The following is a 4382-nucleotide window of genomic DNA, read 5'->3' on the forward strand; positions in this document are numbered from 1 at the left end:
CCAGGGCGACAAGGGCGAGCACAAGCTCATCTGGTCCCGCTAACCACCACCAAGGCGCTCCGCACACAGCGGGGCGCCCTCATTCGATCACATATCCCAGCGCGCGATAACCCACGCGTCGCTTTGCGGCCATCCGGGCCAGAACGGGAACGGTGTTATCGACATAGTCGACGACCAAAACGTCCCGCTTCCCATCATGCTGGCGATGCAGACGGCCGACATACTGCGCCAGAGTTCCCTTCCAGGCAATCGGCATGGTCAGGAAAAGCGTGTCGAGCCGGGCGTCATCGAAGCCCTCACCGATATAGCGGCCTATCGCCAGTATCAGGCGCTCATCATCGTCTGCGACATTCAACGCCGAGTTGGCTTGCTTGCGATCCTTCGCCGACATGCCACCGCGCAGCACCACCAGATTTTTCACGAACGGCGAGAACTTCTGCTGGAGGTAATCGAGGTGATCCTTCCGCTCCGTCAGCAGGATAGGCGAACGTTTGGCCTCGAGGCATTTCAACACGTCATCGAATATCAGGTCATTCCGGCCTTGGTCCTGCGCAAGGGCCGCATAGATCGCTGGCATTGACGGGCGCTCGGCCGAGGCGAGTGACGCTGGCAACTCAAATTTCGTCGATCTATCACGCGCACGATGGCGAATGCCACGTTCAGCGGCCTGCACCCTCGCATCGACCCGATGGCGAACGGGGCCGCATTGCATGAAGATGATCGGATGATGACCGTCCTTTCGGGCAACGGTGGCAGATAGGCCGACGACATATCGCGCCTTGGATCTGCGAGCGACAAGCTCAAAGCTCGCAGCGGACAGATGGTGGCATTCGTCGACAATCAGATGACCGTAATTGCCGACGACGTCATCGACCTCGCCATTCCGAACCAGGCTCTGGATAAGCGCCACGTCGATGATCCCTGTTGGCTTCCTTTTCCCGCCACCGATGATGCCGATCTGCTTTGGGTCGATGTTCAGGAAGGAACTCAGGCGCTCCACCCATTGGATCAGAAGCTCCCGGCGATGGACAAGAACCAACGCGTTGCGCGCCCGATGTGCGATAAGCGCGGCTGCGACAACCGTCTTGCCAAAGGCCGTCGTGGCGGCAAGCACCCCGGTGTCGTGGGCGACAAGAGCATTAAAGGCCATCGACTGGGGCCGCCGCAGTTCGCCCTGGAACGCAACACCGACAGGTAGCGCAGCCCCATCTTCGCGATGATCCTCTAAAACGGCGGTCGAACCATGCCTCTCGATGAGCTCGATTGCTTCGTCGAAACAGCCTCGTGGTAGAGCGACATGGCGTGGATGAAGTTCGGCGCATGAGATGATCCGCGGCTTGCCGAATGTCGGCAGTCGCATTGCTTGTGCGCGATAGAATTCCGGATTTTGGAACGCTGCCAGACGCACGAACTGTGCGATCAGCGCAGGCGGCAGCTCCGTCCTATCGATGTAGACCTGATCGGCGATCACGACCTTGATGCTTTGCGGGATCACAGCTTCTATTGGCCGCGGCTCGCTCCGACGTGACGGCAACATCTTCCACGGCTCATCGGCATGCTCGTCATCGACTGGCATCCGGACGCCCAGGACCCGCCCCGACAATTCAGCTTCGTCAGCGATCCTGAAGACTTCGTCCGCCGACAACCTGGGCAAAGACGACAGGTATGCCCACTGGTCATCGTAGGGTTGCAGGTCGCCATCGACAAAAACGCTGTTTCCATTTTCGCGGGCTTTCCTTTGTAGGGGAAGCGCGATCAGATTGCCGAAGCCGCCAAGTGGCATCGTATCCTGGTTGGGAAAGAAACGGTCATAAGACGTGAAGCCGATCTCGGGACGGTTCTCCATCGTCTCTGTGATCAGCGCGGCACCAAATTGCCGGGCGATCTTCGCGGGAACGGGTTCTGAGAAGAATATCCAGACATGGCCGCCGTTTCCCGACCTCGACCGTTCGAGGGCTGCGGCAATTCCTTTTGCACGACAGGTGGCGAGCAGGGCTCTGGTATCGTCTACCCAGCTTTCCTTGTCGAAGTCAGCAGCCAGGAACCAGCATGTTTCGTCTTGCAGCAATGGATATACGCCGGCAACAAAGTCGCTTGAACGGGCATCCCCGCCACGAAGGTGCTTTTCGATGACATCCTCGGAATATGGGATGAACGCCTGATGCGGGCAGTCCCCACATTTCACCTTCGGCTTGCCGCAGATTCCTTTCGCCCACTCATTAGAACAGGCCGGTGAATAGCCGGAGCGTCCATCCTTCTTGTTGTTCCAGCGAACCGGGAAGACGTCGGGACGCCCGGCAAACAGCTGGCGAAACAACTCCACTTTTTCCATCGATGGTGAGCTGTTGGTCACAGGACCGCTGGCGAAGACTGGCTTCTCTGCGAGGACCTGACTATCGGAAATCAGCTGCTGCTCAAACGCTTCCAGCTCGCGTTCAAGCACCATGCGCTCGTCATTCAGTTCAGCTAACCGCCGTCGAATGCGAGCAATGTTCTCCCATGCATCATTCTTTTCCGCCAACTTTGCAGCTTTCGACAAAATGATCGTGGGATCAGCATAGGCCAAAGGCGTCTGCATTTTAAGACGCACTATCGATATCAGCCTCCGGGATTATGCGGAGCAGAAACCGCCGAAATCGCCGGCAAATCCGGCCTTCAGCGACCAGCACTCTGCATAATCACCGTCTCAGCATAATCAACGCTTCCGGCATAGACGCGGAACTGCGGGCCCTTGTCGAAGGGATTTTCAACCCGCGCGATGCGGGCTTTGACGTTCAAGGCGAGAGTGCGAATAGAGCCGGTGAAGCCGTTCTTTTCGGAAGTGAAGGTGCCGATAGTCGCCATTGTCGTATTCCTTTTCTCGTGTTCGGGCCGCGCCCATCGCGGCCTCGATGGCAGTCGCAAAGACTGGGGACGATCGGACCGCACCCAGCCGGGGTCCCCAGCGCGCCTGCGCGTTGGGGTGGCGATTGGGCCGCAATGCAATGGAGGGCGACAAGTCGCAGATTTTTTAGTGGGAGAGGAGGAGCCCGTGAGGGATCCGGGGTAAGTAATCTTAAGCCTTGTCGTTGCGGGAAGACGATCGAGGCGCAGCCGGTCTCCGGTCAGACATGCCCCATCGAGCCCGCAGATGGGTTGCCGGAAACTCTGTCGTGAAGGGATATGGCAATGGCGCTCACCGCATTTGCCCGTGGGAAGAATGGCAACCTGGATCATGCTCCGCTTGTTCCGTCGTCGGAGCCTGCTTCGGTTGGGGAATGGGTCACCTGCAACCGTGGTCCGACTTGCCTGCCATGCGTGGTGCGATATCGTTGCGCTCGCGAATCGCAGCCTGGAGGATCAATGCGTCAGCAGACCAAGCCGTTCATCATCGAACGCAAACCGTCCCGCAAACCGAAACCCGACGTTCTGAAACCGTCGATCTGGGGAAAGCTGGACACTGACATCGCACAAGGTCTCCAAGATCAGCGTGATACGGAAGAAGCGGCCGCCACCGGCGGTGATGACCGCGCCTGAGCCTTAAGCCGCAGCCTTGAGACCCGCTTCCGGCTGCAAGGAATGCAGGAAACTCACCGCGCGCTGAGCATGCGCCGCCGCCTGGAAGATGGCCCGCTTGTCGTTGGCAAGGATCGACAACCAGGACTGCAGGTAGGACGCATGATCGGGTCGTGGCTCAAGCTCCGGCGCAATGCCGAGATCGGCGCAAAGGAAGCAACTGCCTAGCTCGGCGATGAGCTCTTCACGGGCTCGTTCCGTCCTGTCCTTTGCATAGCGCGACAGGTCACGGCCGACGCGATGTTCCGCCGCCGTCCAGTGAGTTTTATGCCGATATCGGCATAAATTGCATTATGCCGTAAGTCCGATTATGCCGCATGGCCGATTTTCAAGGATGAGACTTCTCCTATCGGCCACGCGACGGTTCGGCATAATCAGAGTGACTCAAGGAATGCGAGCAGTTCGTCGTTGGGTCGATATCGCCCTGGATGAGTTTTCGGGCTGGTGATCTGAGAAAGGGCTTTTTCCTTCAAGCGCATGTCGGCGTGGATATAAATCTGGGTCGTCTCCACGGATTCATGCCCAAGCCAAAGTGCGATCACAGATTGATCGACCCCGTGATGCAGTAGCTCCATCGCCGTGCTGTGGCGCAAGGTATGCGGTGTCACTCGTTTGCTTCCGAGGCTCGGACATGCTCGTGAAGCCTTGAGGCAATGTTTACGCACCAAATGTTCCAACGCATCACGACTAAGCCGTTCTCCCCGGATTGAGGGGAATACGGGACTGTCACTGTCATGTCGTTTCCCAATCTGCGGATTCCGGTCTGAAGCCGGCCGGCATTCCGATTAATTACCGGCCACCGTTCCGATTTGAAGCCGGCCACTATT

The 4382-nt window shown here is 58.2% G+C and carries 3 protein-coding genes and 2 pseudogenes; 1 reads left to right on the forward strand and 4 read right to left on the reverse strand.

All coding sequences use genetic code 11. From position 1 onward, the window contains the following. Positions 1 to 79: 79 nt before the first annotated feature. Both P7F60_RS30610 and P7F60_RS30615 read right to left on the reverse strand, forming a co-directional pair. Entirely contained in the window at positions 80 to 2566 is a 2487-nt protein-coding gene (locus tag P7F60_RS30610) for a DEAD/DEAH box helicase (protein ID WP_277921221.1), read from the reverse strand. 128 nt (positions 2567 to 2694) lie between these two features. Continuing rightward, positions 2695 to 2844 (reverse strand): annotated as a pseudogene (locus P7F60_RS30615) (DUF736 family protein); the annotation flags it as partial. 498 nt (positions 2845 to 3342) lie between these two features. On the opposite strand from P7F60_RS30615, the gene P7F60_RS30620 reads away from it, so the two are divergent. Then, complete coding sequence (locus P7F60_RS30620) at positions 3343 to 3516, forward strand: hypothetical protein (protein ID WP_277921222.1); 174 nt, start codon at positions 3343 to 3345, stop codon at positions 3514 to 3516. 3 nt (positions 3517 to 3519) lie between these two features. On the opposite strand, the pseudogene P7F60_RS30625 reads toward P7F60_RS30620, so the two are convergent. Then, positions 3520 to 3819: pseudogene (locus P7F60_RS30625) on the reverse strand (zincin-like metallopeptidase domain-containing protein); the annotation flags it as partial. 110 nt (positions 3820 to 3929) lie between these two features. Then, a complete protein-coding gene (locus P7F60_RS30630) occupies positions 3930 to 4304 on the reverse strand; it encodes a tyrosine-type recombinase/integrase (protein WP_277921223.1) in 375 nt (124 codons plus the stop codon). Between the last annotated feature and the right edge of the window lie 78 nt (positions 4305 to 4382).

It is taken from the genome of Rhizobium sp. YJ-22, from assembly GCF_029601685.1.
Taxonomy (GTDB): domain Bacteria; phylum Pseudomonadota; class Alphaproteobacteria; order Rhizobiales; family Rhizobiaceae; genus Metarhizobium.

What these genes read in the sequence shown, in the direction of transcription:
- P7F60_RS30620 (WP_277921222.1), top strand. Translation starts at nt 3,343, where the DNA reads ATGCGTCAGCAGACCAAGCCGTTCATCATCGAACGCAAACCGTCCCGC.